Source organism: Mucilaginibacter gotjawali (genome assembly GCF_002355435.1).
In the GTDB taxonomy this organism is placed as follows: Bacteria; Bacteroidota; Bacteroidia; order Sphingobacteriales; family Sphingobacteriaceae; genus Mucilaginibacter; species Mucilaginibacter gotjawali.
This window is the reverse complement of the sequence record NZ_AP017313.1, coordinates 4,857,882-4,875,891: the sequence shown is the minus strand read 5'-3', so window position 1 is coordinate 4,875,891 and position 18,010 is coordinate 4,857,882. Positions and strand designations below refer to the sequence as shown.

Sequence of the window (18,010 nt, the reverse complement as noted above, 5' to 3'; positions counted from 1 at the left end):
ATACACTTTGCAATATGGTATTTATATTTAGAATTAGTCTAAACCAGCTCCCTCTAAATCTTCCCCGGTAGGGGAGACTTGAAAAGTATTTTTTAAATAATCTTTTAAAACGCAATTCAAAAGCCCTCCCTACCGGGGAGGGTTGGGAGGGGCAGCTTAATCCCAGTCCAGTGCGCCTTTTTTTATAACATAAATAAAGCCCAGCAGCAGGGTGCCCATAAAAATGAACATTTCAATCATTCCCTGTTGGCCAAGGTCCTTGAAATTTACTGCCCAGGGGTACATAAAAATTACTTCCACATCAAACAATACAAAAAGGATGGCTACCAGGAAATATTTGATGGAGATGGGTGTGCGCGCATTACCTATTACCTCGATACCCGATTCAAAGGTGGTTAACTTATCTTTTGTTTTGCGTGCGGGCCCCAATTTATGGGTAAAAAACATGGTGACCACCACAAAGGCCAATGCCACGATCATTTGAAAAATGATGGGCAAATAATTTACTGGCAAACTATGAACTTCCATGCTGCAAATATACAAACGGAACGATAATAAAAAAGCCTCCCTGATGTTTTATCAGCGAGGCTTTTTTTATTTATAGAATGGGTTTTACTTTGCTTTTCCTGAAGTCTGGAAGTAATAGGTAACCCTGGCATCCGTCGGGTCAAGTTCCTTTGCTTTGTTAAAGTAATCCAGCGCTTTGGCGTGGTCCTTGTCCTTAAATTCGGCATAGTTGCCTAGATAAACATATGAATCAACCAAATTACTTTTGGTAGTTTCATCAGGGGTACCGCCTTTAGCCAATACCAACTGGATGTATTGTTCATAAAAAGGTTTTGCCAATCCTTTGATATTGTTCCTGTCGCCTGAATCTTCAAAATCCTTCACCTGCGCCTGGTAATATACAACGCTAACGTTAGGATTGGCCAGTTTACGCTGAACATAGGTAAAAGCTGAATCTGCTTTTGTAAGCAATGTCGTATCTGGTTTATAGGCCTTATCAGTTTGCGATTTGCGGGCCTGTGCTAAATAGGCTTCGTAAAAACTATAACCCTCGTTAAAATGGTCTTTCAGTTTAGCGTGAGAAGATTTTTGCCCGTAAACATGATAAGCATCTGCTGCTTCCTGGTATTTTTTCAGGCTAAATAACGAAGTTGCTATATCGCCATATACATCTACCTGCGTGGTATCCAATGTTAAAGCCTTGCGAAGGTCAAGTACGCCTAATGAATCTTTTTTAAGTGCGAGTTCTATCTTGCCCAATTTTAAATAATCGGTAGGGATCAAACGTTTTGGATCTGCCTGGGTAACCCATTTGGTTAAAGCAGCTTCGCCCGCAGGATAGTCCTTGTTTTCAAGCGCGGCATAACCTAAATAGCGGTAAACCCTTAAGTTAGATTTAGAGGCGCCCGAAAGGTCAGTTGCAACCTTTTGCAGGGTAACATAATCTTTAGCGGTGATCAAAAAGTCGGCATAACGCATTTGCGATTCAACCGAATAATCAGTAAGGCTGATGTATTTTTTATAATTATCCGCTGCTTCCTGGATTTTGGCATCATGGATGGCCGGGTCAGTATCAGCCCAGCGTAAATCAGTTTCGGCCCATTCGCGATAGGCGGGTCCATAGTTTGGATCGGCATTTAACGCTGCTTTAAACTGGGTTACGGCGCCGTCAAAGTTGTCTGCAAATTTCCATAGTACACCCTCAGCAACATTTGCAGCTGCTGATTTAGGGTCAATTGCTAACGCCGATGAATAAGCGCTGTAGGCATCGTTACTGCTTAATTGCGAGCGGTACGCATCGCCAAGCGCCGTCAATACCTCGGCATCGCGCGGATTGGCAGCTTTGCCCTGGTTTAATGCGGCAATAGCAGCATTTGCATCAGCCTGGGTTACAGCTGACCCTTTGGGACCAATACTGCTGCCGCTTACCGGTAAAAGGTACGACAAGCCTATATATAAATAAGGCGTGCTGTTTTTCTTTCCTGCAAGGGTTATGGCGGTGTTGAAATTGGTTGTAGCGGTGCTGTTGTCTTTTTCAATATGGGCAGCAGCGCCCAAACCAACATAATTTAATGCTGATTTGCTGTTTACAGCAAGCCCTTTGTTGAAAAGCGTTTTGGCCGAGTCCAAATAATCCTGCTTCAGATATACCCATCCCAGGTAAAAATAGTTTTCATCTTTATCTGCCTGCGTAACCGTCAGGTTTTTTAGCATCGATTTAGCCTTCTGGTATTGTTCGGCATCAATTGCTTTTTTGGCATCTGCTAAACTTTGAGCAAAAACTGATGAACCTATAAATAACAGTCCTAACCCTGAGGCGGCTATTTTACTGATCATTTTCATTTTTAATAGTTAATTCGTTATCGTTTTATGTTTAATTGCGTTCTGTCAGCAGCAGCATATTTACTTTTATTTTAATGTTTCAGTAAACCGGCGGTACTTCCCTTATTCTTATAATTGTTTCCTTAGCAATAACTGCTAAATTACTAATTAATTGTTTTTTACTGCAACATTGTGACTTTAGAAATGTTTTCCCCTGTGAAACAGCATGTAAAACAACATTTTTTTTTGGATAATCCTGCAATATTATATTTTTTAGATTGATTTTGCGGGTACAAGTTTAAACAAGTTTATACAAAATAAATAAACCCGGTTAACTGTTTCTTTTATTTTACAATATTTATTTGTCTATCCGGTATATTATCGGGAAGAATTCCAGATTTTAATACGATCAGCTGACCTCTTTCGCCCCTCATAAACACCTCAAATTTCATTCCCAAACTCATATTGCCGGTGCTGTTTACAATATATAAATCGCGGGTGAGGGGATATTGTTTTAAAGCAAGGGTAGTTTGCGATGGTGTAAAATAATCAGGGGATGCATTTTTTGCGGTATCATTCCTCACACCTACAATTTTTATATTGTCGACGGCATCGGCATAATCCTTATCCGGGTCATTAAGCCATGGAAAGCCGACAATCCCTATTGAATTGGGGTGCTGGCTCACATATTTGATGACGTCTTTGTTGGATTTGAGGGAGAAAATATTTTTTTGTTTAAGCTCTTTATTGCCGGAAAACGCTTTCAGATATCTTACCAGGCCCGAGTTTGGGTTATCAAAAATGATATTTTTATCCTGCCTGGCCTGTCCGTTAAGCATCTTTTTTACTTCGCTTACGGTAATAGTGGTATCATTGGAGGCTTTGTTAACAATAATAGCGATCGCATCCACAGCAAAGCGGTTTACGATGGTTACCAGGTTGCGGGATTTTAGTACTTGTTTTTCCTGCGGGCTTAGCTCGCGCGAAATAAGGGCCATCCTAACGCTGTCCGCTAAAAGCAGGTTGACAGCGTCATTTTCAGGCGCATAAATTACTTTTGGGCGAGACTTGGTCTCCAGCGCTTTAAATACATATAATTCCTGGTCGACGATTGGCTGCAGGGACTCATCTACAACCATTGTCAAGCTATCAGCGCTGTATTTGCCCTTTTTTAGCGCATTGGTTTTATGCCCGCAGCTTTGGCACAGCAGGAACAAAACAATAAGGCAAACGCCGGCGGAGAGACTATACCTGGTCATTATTTTTTTTAAATATGCGCGAAATCCGCAGCACTGCGTAGAGGATGATCAATGAACCAAAAAGTATTTTTTGGGTTTTTGGTAAGTTTGAAAACAGTTTGTCGTCAAAGATCACCATCAGTCCCCATGCGAAAATTGCTATAAATACTACGGCTCCTAAAATAAGCAAAAATCGCCGGGAGGGCGATTTTTGCTTGTTATTATCTGTAAACATGTAACTGTTATTGGTCTTCAGACGATAGCGTAAAGTTGATAGGCACGCTGTACATTACACGTACAGGGCGACCGTTTTGAATACCTGGTTTCCAGTGTGGTGAATTTTTCACAACGCGAATTGCTTCTTCATCGCAACCATCACCAATACCACGTACCACTTTGATATCTGTTAACGAACCATCTTTCTCGCAAACAAACTGTACAACTACCCTTCCCTGGGTATTGTTTTCCCTTGCAACTGCGGGATAACGGATGGTTTTTCCAAGATATTTATAGAACGCATCCAAACCTCCGGGGAACTCAGGATTTTGCTCAACTGCTGTAAAGATTTTGTTGCCATCATCTTCGGTTACTTTCTTTTCTGCTGTTCCAACAGGTTCATCGATAGTAACATCAGCTTTTGAGTCGCCTTTCAGGTTTTTCTGACCGGGGTCAGCTACTTCCAGTTCCTTAACGGTTGGTGGTTTTTCCTTTACCTCAGCATCCGGTTTTACAACAGGAGGCGGGAACCTTACCTGGTCAACCTTTGGTTTCGGCGGTTCAGGCGGAGGCGGCGGAGGTGGTTTTTTAATATCAACCGGGGGCGGCGCAAGCACCACATTGGTGATCTTCACCTTTTCTTTGGCTTTAGGAATAAAGCCAGAAATAGCGTTGATGATTGTATTTGCAGAGATAATTATAACAAAGGCGATAACACCTATGATAAGGGCGGTACGGGTATTGCGCCCGTTGTCCCTTCTTAGTTCATACGCGCCATATGCTTTATTACGACCGGCAAATACGACATCAATCCATTCCTGATTAAATATGTCTAATTTTGATCCTAACATTTTTTTAGGCTTTAATAATTAATTAACGATAATAGTAATTTGAATATTACTAATAAATATTATTCTTTTTCAGGTCATCAATCTCCATCTGTGTGATTTTTACAATCGCATAGATCTGCACATTGGTGATCTTCATTTCGTCAAGCGCGGCAACCAGGTTTTCATAGGTCGACTTATCACTTGGTTTAATCAAAACTTCCATGGTGTTGTCGGGCGCAGCATGCGTCGATTCAACTTGTTTGGCATTATCGATCAATGCTTTGCGCAAACCGTCTTTTCCATAATGGTCAACTGTCGGTGCTGATTTACCAGGCTCGCCCATGTACCATTCAACCTTGTTATGGCTTCCCAAAAGGATCGTCATTGAACGGGAGGCAGCAATTGGTAAGCTCTGGGTTTTTACGGAGTTATCAGGCATCGCCACGTTCATGGCCTTCGGTTTGTTCAGCGTGGTAGTGTACATAAAGAAGGTGATCAATAAGAATGCAAGGTCAACCATCGCCGTTAAATCGACGCGTGTTGAAGCCTTTTTACTCCTTACCTTCCCGCCTTTATGTTTGCCCCCGCCGGAGGAGGTGTCTAATTCTGCCATCTTTTTATTTTTTAGGCGCTGTTGCCAGCGTGGTGATTAAATCAAACTTAAAGAGTTTCTGTTTCTCTAAAACGCTAATAACAGTGTGTATCATCGGATACTCCTCTTTCTTGTCGGCTTTGATGGATACTTGCAGATCCTTATCATGTAAAGCTTTTTCAGCCTGCCTTGAGGTATAAATCCAGTTAAATAATTCGTTGTTATTAGTAGTGTCAACAGGGATCCCGGTTTGAGGGAAGTTTTTTACCTGGGTTGGCTCCGTATCCAGGTACGATTTGAGTTGTTTCATCGGTACACCAAATATCGGTACCAATGAAAAACGCTGGGTTTCTTCGGGGGTGAAAGTTACCCCGTATTTTTCGCCCATGGCTTTCAACGCGCCGGCACGAACGTCCTGCTCCGTAACAGAGAAAAACGCCTTGTTAACTCCAACAGCTATGGTGATCATGTTTGCATCCTTCAACGGGAGCATATATGATGAAGGTGGTACTTCAGCATGCGAAGGGTCGTCTATTTTGGGTTTTGCTGTTAATATAAAAAAGGTAAGCAACAGGAAAGCCACATCGCACATGGCAGTCATGTCAATGGCTGTGCTTTTCCTTGCAACTTTTACTCTAGGCATAATTGTTAATTTTTAAATATATAATGTATAAGTGAATTATACTACCCCCGTTTAATTGCAGCCAGTGCAGCGGCAATTAAACAGGGTGAAAACTAAGCAATAGCGGGCCTTTACTTATTTTTGTGCGATGCAGCAAATGTTTGTACAATGCTGAAGCCGGTTTCATCGATAGCGTAAGTCAGCTTGTCAATTTTTGAAGTAAACACGTTGTACATGATGATTGAGATAGCAGATGTGCTGATACCCAATGCAGTGTTGATCAACGCTTCAGAGATAGAAGTTGACAATTCAGTAGTATTTGGAGCACCTGATGAAGCCAAAGTTTTAAACGCCTTGATCATACCCACAACCGTTCCTAACAGACCGGTTAATGTACCGATAGATACCAGGGTAGCAATAACGGTAAGGTTTTGCTCAAGCATTGGCATTTCCAGTGAAGTAGCTTCTTCGATGTCTTTCTGGATAGCCAAAGTTTTCTGGTCAACATCAAGTCCTGGTTCAAGTTCCATTTCCTTGTATTTCTTCAAGCCTGATTTGATTACGTTAGCTACTGAACCTTTTTGTTTGTCGCATTCTGCATTAGCAGCATCAATGTTACCTGCATTCAGGAAGCTTTGTATTTTACGTACAAATGAATCAACATTGCTTGTACCAGATGCTTTGCCGATAACCACAAAACGTTCGATAGAGAATGTAATTACAATTAACAGGTACGACATGATCAGCGGTACGATAGTTCCCCCTCTGTGTACGGTACCATAATAATCTGTAGGCTCTGCTGAAGTGTCACCTCCTGCAAAATGGCTCGGATCTCCCAGTATAAAGATGTATATTAATATTGCAACAGCTATACAAATAGGAATAGTAAGCGTTGCAAACAAGCCTGAAGCACTTGCGCTTTCTTTTTTAACAGGAGTAGTTGGTTTTGTTGGTGCGTTTGCCATTACTTTAGTTTTTAGTTTTAGTTTTTAGTTTATGAATATAAGTTTGTTAAATGCGCATATATTAAGCGAATAACAAAAATAGAATTTTAATGAATTAAAAAAACTATTTAAATTATTCTTTACTGTTTTTTAATAAAAACTTTATACGGTTAGTATACAGGGTGGATACTTAACGTAACAGAATTTATGAATCGTATTTTACCAATGCAATTTTTTACAATAAAACCTATTTTTTTAATAATAGCAAGTAATAACCTATAAAAATTATGTTACTAAAATTGCACCGGCACATTCGGGCCCGCTTCTGATACGGCTAAATTGCTTAAACTGGCGTATTGTTCAAAATTCTTGTTAAAGGCAATCGCTAAATAATGGGCTTTTTCATCATAATTTTCCGTGTTTGACCATGTATTTTTTGGATCGAGCAGCTGATCGGGCACATTCGGGCAGCTGATCGGCATTCTTAGGTTGAATATAGGGTGTTCGGTATATTGTGCATTACAAAGTTCGCCGTTGAGGGCGGCGGTAATCATAGCGCGGGTGTATTTAAGTTTGATCCGCTTACCGGTTCCGTACGGCCCGCCCGACCAGCCGGTGTTTACAAGCCACACATTTACATGGTGATCTTTTATTTTCTGACCAAGCAGGTTGGCGTAGGTTACCGGGTTTAAAGGAAGGAAAGCCTCGCCAAAACAGGCAGAGAAAGTGACTTTTGGTTCGGTGATGCCTGTTTCGGTACCGGCAACCTTTGCGGTGTACCCCGAAATAAAATGGTACATGGCCTGCTCTGGGGTAAGTTTTGATATGGGCGGCAAAACCCCGAACGCGTCGGCAGTTAAAAAGAATATATTTTTTGGGGAGGCCCCTATAGAAGGTGTTACCGCGTTATTGATATAATTCAACGGATAGGCTACCCGGGTATTCTCCGTTTTATCGATGTTTGAAAAGTTCACCATCCGGGTGCCCTTTATAAAATTGATATTTTCAAGCAGGGCGCCAAATTGGATCGCTTTAAATATCTGAGGCTCTTTTTCAGCAGTAAGGTCGGCGCATTTTGCGTAGCAGCCACCTTCAAAGTTAAAAATGGTATAATCGCTCCAGCCATGTTCGTCATCGCCGATCAGGCTGCGTTCCGGGTCGGCTGATAGGGTAGTTTTGCCGGTACCTGATAAGCCGAAAAATATCGCCGTATCGCCTTTTGCGCCCGTATTGGCTGCGCAATGCATGGCAAGCACCTTCTTTTGCAGCGGGAGAATAAAGTTCAGCACCGAAAATATTGCTTTTTTGATTTCGCCGGTATAGCCGGTACCGCCGATGAGGACGATCTTCCGGCTAAAATTGATAATTGAGAAATTATGCTGGCGGGTACCGTCTACTTCGGGGTTGGCGATAAAGCCAGGCGCCGCAATGATTGTCCACTCCGGAGGTAAAAGTGCGTTAATTACCTCGGGGCGAATGAATAAATGGTGCGAAAATAGGTTTTGATAAGCTGTTTCGGTAATCACTCGTATATCAATATGATATTTTTCGTTTGCACAGGCACAACAATCGCGTACAAATATATCCCGTTGTGAAAGGTAGTCGCAAACTTTTTGCAGCAGGGTGTCAAATTTGGCGCTGTCAAATTTAAAGTTCACTTTGCCCCACCATACAGTGTCGCGTGTAAGGTCATCTTCAACAATAAAACGGTCTTTGGGTGAGCGCCCGGTAAATTCGCCCGTGTCGATGGCAAGGGCGCCGTTATCGGTTAAAACGCCTTCGTTTCTTTTTAAGGCCTCTTCAATAAGTTCGGAGGGAGTTAACTGGTAATAGATGTGCTTTGCCTGGTCGAGTCCGAAATAGCTCAAATCAGGTACATGGGTAGTACGGTTTCTCATGAAAACAGATAAATTGGTCGGCGCAAAAATACCGGTTTTAAACACTAAGAAACAAGTAAAATAACATATTTTTTTACATAATGTATGTTTTACACACTATATAAATAATTGATATATAGATATTTATTTATTTAGTTCGATACACTAAGGTTAGCGGTTGATGTAGTCCGAAAGTCCGAAAAGTCAGTAAAGTCCGAAGACAGACGCAACCGGAATAGCCCGCGAGATATTATAGTTTTTTTTAACTAATCTCTAACCTCTGATTAACTAATCAACTATCCCCCCGCTTTCTTCGCCTTATAACCATCAGCCACCAGCATGGCTAAAACCTTTTCCCTGAAATCGCCCTGCACCAAGATCTCGCCATCTTTGGCCGCGCCGCCGGCGCCGCATTTGGATTTTAATTTTTTGCCGAGGGTTTCCAGGTCGTCATCGGCACCAATAAACCCGGTTACGCGGGTAACCAGTTTACCGCCGCCCTTGCGGTCGAGGAATATTTTAAGATTTTGCTGCTGTGGTGGCAGGGTAGCCGCTGGCTGGCCGCCTTCTTCCTGGTACCGGAACCCCGGGTCGGTTGAATAAACTACCCCTGTGAAATTTTTTTTTGACATTTTTCTAAGTCGTTAGTCTTAAGTCGAAAGTCTTGAGTCGGGTTTTCGAGAGATAGAGACAAAGATAAATCTGACTTTAGACTCCAGACTCCGGACTTCAGCCTTTTTTATAATCAACACCCGTAATCACCTTTAAAGATGCGGGTACAATTTCAATGGTAACTTCGGCGCCTTCTGTACGTGGCTCACCGTCAAGATGAACAGGGCCCGGGGCAACACGTGTAATATGGATCCGTTTTCCCCTGATAATCTCCACAAACTTCGTCTTATCTGCGGTTTTGTTCATCATCCGCAAACCCATTTCAGGCAACCGCCAGATTGAAAATTGATCGATCATGCAAATATCCAGTAACCCGTCCTGAACGGAGGCACATGGTGAGATGTGGGCATCGTTACCATATTGCGAGGAATTTGCAAAACTCAGCATAAACGATTTCCGGTCATAGGTTTTACCGTCGATATTTATTTTATATAATTCCGGTTTATATTTATTGAACTCTTCAAACGAAGACTTGATGTAGGTGATAAAGCCCCGTTTTTTGTTGTGAGAAAATACTTCGGCAATGTGCGCATCAAAACCCATACCTGCCATATTAAAAAACGGCTTTCCGTTAAGGGTTGCTGAATCAATTACTTCTACATGGCCTGCGTTGAGTGTTTGAATAGCTTTTACAGGGTCCATAGGGATTTGCAGAAACCGGGATAAACCGTTCCCTGACCCGAATGGCACAATGCCTAACTTCATATCGGTACCCACTATTGCCGAGGCTACTTCATTCACCGTTCCGTCGCCGCCAACGGCCACTACCATCTCGAATTTGTTTACCGCATCCCGGGCTATTTCCCTGGCATGCGAAACACTGTCGCTAAAAAGAATAACAGGCGTTAATGCATTTGCATCAAGATGTTTTTCTATCAGTTCAGGAACCCCTTCCTTTTTCTTCCCGCCCGATATCGGGTTTATAATAAATAACGCTTTCCCTTTCAACTAAATATATTTTCTGGCGCCAAAAGTAAATGTATTTTCGGCTTTGTAAAAATTGTTTTAATTTAGCGGCCTGAATGTGGACTGATTTAATTGTACCGTTCCAAATTCTAATGCCTTAATACAGGTAACGGAAAATACAGCGGTCTGGATTGCAACCACGTAAAAAAGTGCTAAAACCATGCTTCTTTTTACTACAATCCCCTTAAATCATTATTCTTCATTTTTACGTTTAAATAAAAAATTTGGCAGAGGCACCGTGAAACGAACCTTATTGCTGTTAAGTTAAAATTTATCCAAAAAAAATTTATGTCATACTTATTTACCTCAGAATCCGTATCAGAAGGACATCCGGATAAAGTTGCCGACCAGATATCGGATGCATTAATTGATCAGTTTTTAGCCTTCGACCCTGAGTCGAAAGTGGCCTGCGAAACCCTGGTTACTACCGGGCTGGTTGTTTTGGCCGGCGAAGTAAAATCAAAGGCTTATCTTGATGTTCAAAAAATTGCCCGCGAGGTAATCAATAAGATCGGCTATACCAAAGGCGAATATATGTTTGATGGTAACTCATGCGCGGTGCTTTCCGCTATTCATGAGCAATCACCGGATATCAACCAGGGTGTCGACCGTTCTGCAAAAGAAGAGCAGGGCGCTGGCGACCAGGGGATGATGTTTGGTTATGCTACTGTTGAAACCGACAACTATATGCCGCTGGCACTGGATATTGCCCATGCACTATTAATTGAACTGGCTGCTATCCGCCGCGAGAATACCGGTATTAAATACCTTCGCCCTGATGCAAAATCGCAGGTTACACTGGAGTATGATGATGACAACAAACCGGTAAGGATTGATGCCATTGTGATCTCCACCCAGCATGATGATTTTGACGAAGAAGTTGCGATGCTGAAAAAGATCAATGATGATATCATCAGCATCCTCATCCCGAGGGTAAAAGCTAAGTATCCAAAATATGCCCATTTCTTTGGCGATGGCATTAAATACCATATTAACCCAACCGGCAAGTTTGTGATCGGCGGCCCGCACGGCGATTCAGGCTTAACAGGCCGCAAGATTATTGTGGATACCTATGGCGGCAAAGGCGCACATGGCGGCGGCGCGTTTTCAGGTAAAGACCCTTCGAAAGTTGACCGTTCTGCAGCTTATGCTACCCGCCATATTGCCAAAAACCTGGTTGCTGCCGGCGTTTGCGATGAAGTACTGGTACAAGTATCTTACGCTATCGGCGTTGCACAGCCTATGGGTATCTATGTAAACACTTACGGAACAGGTAAAGTTGGCCTGCACGACGGCGATATCGCCAAAAAAGTAGAGGCAATATTTAACATGACCCCTTACGCCATTGAAACCCGCTTTAAACTGCGTAACCCTATTTACAGCGAAACTGCTGCCTACGGCCACTTTGGCAAACCAAGCAAAGTAGTAACCAAAACTTTTGTAAGCCCCGAAGGTACCGTGGTAACCAAAGAAGTGGAACTGTTTACCTGGGAGAAACTGGATTATGTAGATAAAGTGAAGGCGGCTTTTGGGTTGTAGTAATCTGAAAATGTGCCGATTTGAAGATTTTGAAAATTAATTTTCAATTTTTGAATCGGCATTTTTTTAATCTTCAAATTTTCGAATTGCCAAATCTTCAAATTGGCGGCTCCTCAATCTCTCCAAATATTTTTTCGACCGGCGGATCTTACCGCAGGTAAGCGGGTTGCAATACCGCCTGTTGCGGTTTTTGGTAGTATCCAGGTAAAAGTGCCCGCAATGGCATCTCTTAATATATTTCACCTCCGCCGACGTTAAAAATTTCAAAGCGCTTTTTGTAATGATCCATAGCGGGAAAGCCAGTTCTTCCTGCGGGCTGCGCCATGCTTCCCTCAAGCCATAGGGCGTCATCACATAATGTATGTGCCTGTTGGCTTCGTCGTTCGCGTCGTTCAATTCATTTATTATTGCCGCTGGCACGGGTTCATCATGCATAATATGATCAATCAGCAGGTAAAAGTTGCCGCGGGCTATAATGGCTTTGTTGAGGATTCCGCCCGCTTCCCTTTCATAGCAGTAGGCTTCCAGCTCCAGGATGTCGCTGGTTTCGTCGTCGATCAGCTTGATCTCATGACTCCAGATCAAAAATTCCCTGTAGCTGGTAAGGTAATCTTTGGCCTGCAGGGTGCCCCTTTTGCTATGTGTGTTAATAAATTGTAATAGGGGAATGTCACCATCCAGCGGGCAGTAGTCAAAATCCTTCCCGGCGCGGGTGATCCGGGCCGGAACGAAGCGGTTAAGGTTGTTATTTGTCATATTTTATTGGGTTTTAATGTGCAAAAAGGGGGCAGGGGAACCATAAACCGGTAAAATTGGTACCCAAAACGCGTTTTGGGTACCACAAAAACGGGCCATTCCGAAGGCAAAACGCATTTTGGGTACCAAAAAAAAGGGCCGATCCGAAGGCAAAATGCGTTTTGGGTACCATAAAAACAGGCTATTCCGAAGGCAAAACGCGTTTTGGGTACCAGGCAATTTTGGCTTTTTTGTTGATGCCCGCTGATGAAAAACCGCTTCTATCAGTCAGAAACGCAGTTTTTTAAAATCAACACGTAGAGACGCGATGCATCGCGTCTCTGAACGCCGGTATTTTTAGAAAAATTTTTATGTTTTATTTTTTTAAGATCAACCGAAGAAACCCGGTTGAAAATTTATGATGCGGATGAACATCAGCATCAAACAAATATAAGGAAAATTTGCTAATATAATTAGTGTATGATTTGAAAAAAAAGACAGCCATTTTACAAGAAGTTTTTTCTTTAGTTTATTGTGCATCGATAAATTATGGAAATAAAAAACCTACATTTCAATTTTATAAACATAAAATCGCCAAATGAAAAAACCATTGAAAAGGATCCAATATAACCCGCGGCGAAGGGCCGGCGTGATAGGGGAAAGCCCCGGTGTGGTGATACCGCCCGAGGATGCCCTTAAACCTTTAATCACTATTTTCTCCTATAATGCGAAAGAATTGGTAAGCAGCGAGGGAAAAGACATTAAAGTAATATTTGACCAGTTTAAAAAGTGCAGCGACCATACCCATTGGATCCAGGTGCGCGGGCTTGGCGATGCCACCCTGATTGAAGAAGTGGGCGCCATATTAAATATTAACCCCCTGGTGCTGGAGGATATTGCCAACGTACATCAACGCCCCAAATTTGACGATTATGACGACTATATTTTTGCCGTAAGCCGGATGATCAGTTTCAGTATTGATTACCAGCTTGTCAATTTACAGTTTTCGGCCCTGGTAAAGGATAATATCATCATCACCTTCGAGGAAACGCACAAAGAGCATTTTGAAGGCGTAAAAAACCGCCTGGCAGCCGGGAAAGGCGCTATCCGCACCGCCGGGGCAGGTTACATGTGCTATGCTTTAACCGACACTATACTCGACCGTTATTTTGCATTATTAGCCCAGCTTGGCGAGCAACTGGACGAGGTGGAAGACCGCCTGTATGATCATGCTGATAAAAGCATTATGTACGAAACCCAGCAGCTTAAACGTACCCTGATTGTTTTGCGCCGCGCATGCTGGCCCGAGCGCGACAAGATCAACGATATGCTCCGCACGGAAAGCCCGCTGATAAGCCCGGAAATAAAAATGTTTTTGAAGGATGCCTACGACCATTGCATCCAGATTATGGACCTGGTGGAGGGCTATAAGGAGATCACATCGAGCATTATGGACATCTATCTTTCGATGGTGAGCAATCGTATGAACGAGATCATGAAAGTGCTCACCATTATATCAGTCATTTTTATCCCGCTTACATTTATTGCCGGCGTGTACGGCATGAATTTTTCGCGGGTCGACCCGGTAACCAACAAGGTAATGCCCGATAACCTGCCCGAACTTTACAACCCGCATGGCTATTTTTATGCCCTGGGAGGAATGCTCATCATCGGGATTATCCAGGTGGTTGTTTTCTGGAAAAAAGGGTGGTTTAGTAAATTGTAAATAGCATCCTGCATATTCCAACTATGCAACTTTATTTTTAAATAAAGTTGCATAAACTAACGCTAATTTTGTTTTATGAATAACCTGTCTATTCGTCACCTTAGCATTCGTATTATTTTATCGGCATTTTTAATATTCAATATTGATGTTGTTAGCCAGGCGCAGCAACACAAAAATTATGCTAAAAAAAACACCGCAGGTACCGATACCTTATTCAATTTATTTCGTTCGCCGCCAGCTTCCGCAAAACCAAGGGTTTATTGGTTTTGGGAATATAACAGGGTTACTAAAGCTGGTATTACAAGGGATTTAACGCAGTTTAAGGCGAAAGGGATCAGTGGCGTTAACCTGATCTGTACCGGCGGATATGCTGGGAAAGAACCGTTGCCCGGTGTGCCTTTTCTGGGTAAGCAATGGCGGGCACTTTTTCGTTATGCCGTGAGTGAAGCCAATAAGTTGCACATTGAAATTGGGTTTAACCTGGCCGGAGGGTGGACCATGATGGGTCCTTCCGTAACAAAGGATAATGCCATGAAAAAGGTTGAATCGGCCGAATTACGCGTAGCAGGGCCGGCTAAATTCTCAGGTACTCTTCCACAGCCGAAAATGATAGATGGCTATTATCATGATATTATGGTGCAGGCTTTCCCGCTGCCGGATAGTACTAAATCCATCGACCCTAAAACCATTCTCAACTTAACAGCTCAGCTGGATGCCTCGGGCCATTTTGAGTGGAATGTGCCGGAAGGGAAATGGGTAATCCTGCGATCCGGCTACACGCTTACCGGGCATCCATGGAGCAAATGGAAAGCCTATCCCGAAGGAGATACCTTTAAAGGCGGGGAAGGCTATGAGATAGATTATTTGAGCAGGGCCGCTTTAGACGACTATTTTGCCCATTTGGGCAAGACTGTAATTGCAGAACTGAAGAAGGCCGGGGCACATTTGGACTATTTATGGTCCGACAGTTGGGAGTGCGGAAAACTTACCTGGACACAGGATTTTCCCGGTCAGTTCAACCGTTTCCGGGGGTACGATCTGAATGCTTATATGCCTGCATTGGCCGGATATAACGTGGTTAACGCGGATGTATCGGCCCGGTTCCGGGATGATTTTGACCGGACGATCCAGGATTGTATCGCAGAAAATTATTATGGACATTTTGAAGGACTCTGTCATCAGCACGGAATGAAGGTGGGTAACGAAGCCGGGGGGCCTAATGATATTCCTCCCCAGGATGTTTTGAAGAATTTTGGGCATTGTGACATCCTTTCAGGTGAGTTTTGGGTAAACGGGCATTATAACTCGCCGGATGGATATAATAAGGACAGGTTTAACCGGCTCAATCTTAAACAAACGGCAACGGCGGCGCATGTATATGGCAAACCGCAGGCACAGGCAGAGGCTTTCACCCAGCAGGAACAGGATCGTACCCATTGGTCACTTGGTCCATCCGATTTGAAGCCCTATGCCAACGATGCATTTTGCGAAGGCATTAATCGCCTGATGCTTCATCAGGCCACTTGTCAGCCGCCGTCAGACGGCAAACCGGGATATGAATTTTGTGCAGGGCAGCATTTTACTCCAAATATTACCTGGTGGGAGCAGTCGCCGGCGTTTTTCAGCTATCTGTCACGCTGCCAGTATATGCTGCAGCAGGGAAAATTCGTGGGCGATGTTTGTTTCTACCTGGGCGAAAGGCCGCCGCTCCTGGCGCCGCCCAAATACAATATTCCTTCCCTTGGCCCGGGTTACGACTGTGATTATAGCAATCCAGAAGTATTATTGTCCAGGATGACCGTTAAAAATGGACGGATTGTTTTACCCGACGGCATGAGCTATAAACTTTTGGTATTGCAGAATTGCACGAGCCCGTTGCAGGAGATCGCGAAGCAGGTGGGGGCTTACCAGAGCCTCTCCGTATCTTCTGTTCCTTCTGATGCGATGTCGCTATCGGTGATCAAAAAGATCCGGGAACTGGTTAATCTTGGTGCAACTGTTGTTGGGGCTCCGCCAGATATATCCGCTGAGTTGAAAAATTATCCTGAATGTGATACAGAGGTGCGGAAAATAGCCGCAGAAATATGGGGCGACCTGGACGGTAAAACCCGTACCGAACGTCGCCTGGGAAAGGGGCGCGTAATTTGGGGAAAAACACCGCGGGAAGTTTTGCTTGAGGATGGCTTAGCTCCCGACTTTTCGTTCACCGGGCAAGCTGAAAAGCCTGATCAGTTCGATTACATTCATCGCACAGATAAAGAAACCGACATCTATTTCGTCATCAACAGAACTAACAGGCGCCAGGTAAGTGCCTTTACATTCCGCGTTGCGGGCAAGCAGCCCGAGATCTGGAATGCCGTAACGGGCAAAACGCAATTGGCCGCGGCGTATCGCCAGGAAAATGGCCGTAGCACCCTGCCGCTGGAATTGGATGCTTTCGGCTCCTGTTTTATTGTGTTTCGCAAGCCTGTCGCCCTTAATGCCAAAGGGGAAGCAGAGAGTAATTTCCCTCAGTTGAAAGAAATGCAAAAATTGGATGGCGTCTGGAAAGCCATATTTGATACCCAATGGGGCGGCCCTGCTAAGGCGGAGTTTCCTGAACTGGTTAGCTGGACTAAAAGGCCTGAAGAAGGAATTAAATATTATTCGGGCACGGCCACCTACACCAAAACCTTTGATTTGAGCAGAGGTGCCGATAGTAAAGGAACGCATAAGCCGGGAAAAATATTTCTTGATCTTGGCGAGGTTAAGAACGTTGCAGAAGTGCGGCTGAACGGAAAGAAACTGGGCATTCTTTGGTGTGCCCCATGGCGCGTTGAAATTACTAATGCCGTAAAGCCAACAGGGAATATACTGGAGGTGGATGTTATTAATTTATGGGCTAACCGAGTTGTTGGCGACCTGAACCTGCCCAAAGAAAAAAGGTTTACCAAAACACATGATGCTTTCCGTTTTGATATGCTGAGAGGAAGTACGCCATTGCTGGAATCCGGATTGCTGGGGCCAGTGAGGGTGTATTCGGGGAATGACTAATGTGTTACGGGAAGATTGTAGGGGCGACCCTTGTGGTCGCCCAAAACATAGAATGCGGGGACAGGCAATAGCATTAGGGCAAGGATTTTAATATTGAATGGCCAGTATCAAATGCCGGATAATAAATTAAGAAACTTCGAAATTGGATATTCGGCATTCATTATTCGAAATTAATTTTTTCATTTTCCCCCTTAACTTAATAACATTAACACCAAGGTAGTTCCTGCATGTTCGGTGTTTAATAATGTGACAAAGCTGTTGGGGGCTACCCATTCTTCCCCATCACCTCAAACACTACCTTCGTATCCGCATAAACCTGCCATAACTTAATTTTACCGTCTTCAACAATGGCTTTCCAGGCGGCGGGCAGGCGCCAGTAATTTTGGTTGTTTGGCGTTTTATAACCTTTATAGGTGCCCCCGGCAAAACCGAAGGCAGCTACAGTGCCGTTATTTTCAAAAATATCGGTCAGTTCAATGTGGTAATCAGGGAATAGTTGAAAATACGCATTCCAACCGGCTTTCATTTTATCACGGCCCTCAACACGGTTGCCATGGGCATCCACAAAAGTGTGCTCTTCAGTCATCATGGAACAAATCCTGTCAACATCATGGCTATTGATCGCCCCGGCAAAATAGAAAACAACCTGCTTATTCATCGTCGTCATTTTAATGGAATAACAGGATAAGTTG

At 43.5% G+C, this 18,010-nt stretch carries 16 protein-coding genes; 3 read left to right on the top strand and 13 right to left on the bottom strand.

Annotated elements, in window-relative coordinates:
- Positions 1-156: 156 nt before the first annotated feature.
- The 11 genes from MgSA37_RS21480 to MgSA37_RS21430 form a co-directional block, all read right to left on the bottom strand.
- The gene (locus tag MgSA37_RS21480; protein ID WP_096354877.1) at positions 157-528 is read right to left on the bottom strand and encodes an NADH-quinone oxidoreductase subunit A; all 372 of its coding nucleotides are present in this window, start codon (positions 526-528) and stop codon (positions 157-159) included.
- A gap of 84 nt (positions 529-612) precedes the next feature.
- Complete coding sequence (locus tag MgSA37_RS21475; protein WP_096354875.1) at positions 613-2,349, bottom strand: tetratricopeptide repeat protein; 1,737 nt, start codon at positions 2,347-2,349, stop codon at positions 613-615.
- Positions 2,350-2,672: 323 nt separating this feature from the next.
- Complete coding sequence (locus MgSA37_RS21470) at positions 2,673-3,587, bottom strand: PstS family phosphate ABC transporter substrate-binding protein (protein ID WP_096354874.1); 915 nt, start codon at positions 3,585-3,587, stop codon at positions 2,673-2,675.
- Entirely contained in the window at positions 3,574-3,801 is a 228-nt protein-coding gene (locus tag MgSA37_RS21465; protein ID WP_096354872.1) for a hypothetical protein, read from the bottom strand. Before MgSA37_RS21465 ends, MgSA37_RS21470 begins: the two co-directional genes overlap by 14 nt.
- A gap of 7 nt (positions 3,802-3,808) precedes the next feature.
- Complete coding sequence (locus tag MgSA37_RS21460; protein WP_096354871.1) at positions 3,809-4,633, bottom strand: energy transducer TonB; 825 nt, start codon at positions 4,631-4,633, stop codon at positions 3,809-3,811.
- A gap of 49 nt (positions 4,634-4,682) precedes the next feature.
- The gene (locus MgSA37_RS21455) at positions 4,683-5,225 is read right to left on the bottom strand and encodes an ExbD/TolR family protein (RefSeq protein ID WP_096354869.1); all 543 of its coding nucleotides are present in this window, start codon (positions 5,223-5,225) and stop codon (positions 4,683-4,685) included.
- A 4-nt stretch (positions 5,226-5,229) separates the two neighbouring features.
- Entirely contained in the window at positions 5,230-5,847 is a 618-nt protein-coding gene (locus MgSA37_RS21450) for an ExbD/TolR family protein (protein ID WP_096354868.1), read from the bottom strand.
- A gap of 110 nt (positions 5,848-5,957) precedes the next feature.
- Positions 5,958-6,791 carry a MotA/TolQ/ExbB proton channel family protein gene (locus MgSA37_RS21445; RefSeq protein ID WP_096354866.1) on the bottom strand — a complete coding sequence of 278 codons (834 nt, stop codon included), beginning with the start codon at positions 6,789-6,791 and terminating at the stop codon, positions 5,958-5,960.
- A gap of 272 nt (positions 6,792-7,063) precedes the next feature.
- The gene (gene pckA / locus MgSA37_RS21440; RefSeq protein WP_096357647.1) at positions 7,064-8,668 is read right to left on the bottom strand and encodes a phosphoenolpyruvate carboxykinase (ATP); all 1,605 of its coding nucleotides are present in this window, start codon (positions 8,666-8,668) and stop codon (positions 7,064-7,066) included.
- A 275-nt stretch (positions 8,669-8,943) separates the two neighbouring features.
- Positions 8,944-9,279, bottom strand: coding sequence for a translation initiation factor (locus tag MgSA37_RS21435; RefSeq protein WP_096354865.1), 336 nt, complete (start codon positions 9,277-9,279; stop codon positions 8,944-8,946).
- A 97-nt stretch (positions 9,280-9,376) separates the two neighbouring features.
- Entirely contained in the window at positions 9,377-10,267 is an 891-nt protein-coding gene (locus MgSA37_RS21430; RefSeq protein ID WP_096354863.1) for a diacylglycerol/lipid kinase family protein, read from the bottom strand.
- A 306-nt stretch (positions 10,268-10,573) separates the two neighbouring features.
- Here MgSA37_RS21430 and metK point away from each other — a divergent pair, with 306 nt between their 5' ends.
- Positions 10,574-11,824, top strand: a complete 1,251-nt coding sequence (metK, locus tag MgSA37_RS21425; protein WP_096354862.1) for a methionine adenosyltransferase — start codon at positions 10,574-10,576, stop codon at positions 11,822-11,824.
- 66 nt (positions 11,825-11,890) lie between these two features.
- Here metK and MgSA37_RS21420 read toward each other — a convergent pair whose 3' ends face one another.
- Positions 11,891-12,580, bottom strand: a complete 690-nt coding sequence (locus MgSA37_RS21420) for a CGNR zinc finger domain-containing protein (RefSeq protein ID WP_096354860.1) — start codon at positions 12,578-12,580, stop codon at positions 11,891-11,893.
- 577 nt (positions 12,581-13,157) lie between these two features.
- On the opposite strand from MgSA37_RS21420, the gene corA reads away from it, so the two are divergent.
- Positions 13,158-14,285 carry a magnesium/cobalt transporter CorA gene (corA, locus tag MgSA37_RS21415; RefSeq protein WP_096354859.1) on the top strand — a complete coding sequence of 376 codons (1,128 nt, stop codon included), beginning with the start codon at positions 13,158-13,160 and terminating at the stop codon, positions 14,283-14,285.
- A 75-nt stretch (positions 14,286-14,360) separates the two neighbouring features.
- Complete coding sequence (locus MgSA37_RS21410; protein WP_096354857.1) at positions 14,361-17,318, top strand: glycosyl hydrolase; 2,958 nt, start codon at positions 14,361-14,363, stop codon at positions 17,316-17,318.
- Positions 17,319-17,583: 265 nt separating this feature from the next.
- On the opposite strand, the gene MgSA37_RS21405 is transcribed toward MgSA37_RS21410, so the two are convergent.
- On the bottom strand, positions 17,584-17,976 hold the full coding sequence (locus MgSA37_RS21405) for a nuclear transport factor 2 family protein (protein WP_157750672.1): 393 nt from the start codon (positions 17,974-17,976) through the stop codon (positions 17,584-17,586).
- Positions 17,977-18,010 lie beyond the last annotated feature (34 nt).

Coding starts and splice junctions, on each gene's coding strand:
- MgSA37_RS21420 (WP_096354860.1), bottom strand. CDS start 12,580: ATGACAAATAACAACCTTAACCGCTTCGTTCCGGCCCGGATCACCCGC.
- MgSA37_RS21435 (WP_096354865.1), bottom strand. CDS start 9,279: ATGTCAAAAAAAAATTTCACAGGGGTAGTTTATTCAACCGACCCGGGG.
- MgSA37_RS21480 (WP_096354877.1), bottom strand. CDS start 528: ATGGAAGTTCATAGTTTGCCAGTAAATTATTTGCCCATCATTTTTCAA.
- MgSA37_RS21445 (WP_096354866.1), bottom strand. CDS start 6,791: ATGGCAAACGCACCAACAAAACCAACTACTCCTGTTAAAAAAGAAAGC.
- pckA (WP_096357647.1), bottom strand. CDS start 8,668: ATGAGAAACCGTACTACCCATGTACCTGATTTGAGCTATTTCGGACTC.
- corA (WP_096354859.1), top strand. CDS start 13,158: ATGAAAAAACCATTGAAAAGGATCCAATATAACCCGCGGCGAAGGGCC.
- MgSA37_RS21475 (WP_096354875.1), bottom strand. CDS start 2,349: ATGAAAATGATCAGTAAAATAGCCGCCTCAGGGTTAGGACTGTTATTT.
- MgSA37_RS21470 (WP_096354874.1), bottom strand. CDS start 3,587: ATGACCAGGTATAGTCTCTCCGCCGGCGTTTGCCTTATTGTTTTGTTC.
- MgSA37_RS21460 (WP_096354871.1), bottom strand. CDS start 4,633: ATGTTAGGATCAAAATTAGACATATTTAATCAGGAATGGATTGATGTC.
- MgSA37_RS21455 (WP_096354869.1), bottom strand. CDS start 5,225: ATGGCAGAATTAGACACCTCCTCCGGCGGGGGCAAACATAAAGGCGGG.
- MgSA37_RS21450 (WP_096354868.1), bottom strand. CDS start 5,847: ATGCCTAGAGTAAAAGTTGCAAGGAAAAGCACAGCCATTGACATGACT.
- MgSA37_RS21410 (WP_096354857.1), top strand. CDS start 14,361: ATGAATAACCTGTCTATTCGTCACCTTAGCATTCGTATTATTTTATCG.
- MgSA37_RS21405 (WP_157750672.1), bottom strand. CDS start 17,976: ATGAATAAGCAGGTTGTTTTCTATTTTGCCGGGGCGATCAATAGCCAT.
- MgSA37_RS21465 (WP_096354872.1), bottom strand. CDS start 3,801: ATGTTTACAGATAATAACAAGCAAAAATCGCCCTCCCGGCGATTTTTG.
- metK (WP_096354862.1), top strand. CDS start 10,574: ATGTCATACTTATTTACCTCAGAATCCGTATCAGAAGGACATCCGGAT.